Origin of the sequence: Micrococcus sp. GbtcB5, assembly GCF_019091605.1 — a bacterium.
Classification (GTDB): domain Bacteria; phylum Actinomycetota; class Actinomycetes; order Actinomycetales; family Micrococcaceae; genus Micrococcus; species Micrococcus luteus.
On sequence record NZ_JAGXJK010000586.1, the window covers coordinates 1 to 231 of the forward strand.

General features: G+C 74.9%; 1 protein-coding gene. It reads left to right on the plus strand.

The window, feature by feature from the left end; translation table 11 throughout:
- Nucleotides 1-231, plus strand: a 231-nt coding sequence (locus KVS67_RS13605; RefSeq protein ID WP_217565601.1) for a P-loop NTPase, incomplete at both ends; no start/stop codon positions are given.

Genomic DNA, 231 nt, shown 5'->3' on the forward strand with positions numbered 1-231 from the left:
GGACATCGCGATCTCGACGGCGCAGCTGCTGCCCTCCTCGGAGCTGATCGTGGTCACCACGACGCAGCACGCCGCCGCGCAGGTGGCGGCGCGCGCCGGTCAGCTGGCGGAGCAGACGGGGCAGACCGTGGGCGGCGTCGTGGAGAACATGGGGCCGCTGACCCTGCCGGACGGCACCGTGCTGGGTGTGTTCGGGACCGGCGGCGGTGCCGAGGCGGCGGAGCGGGTGTC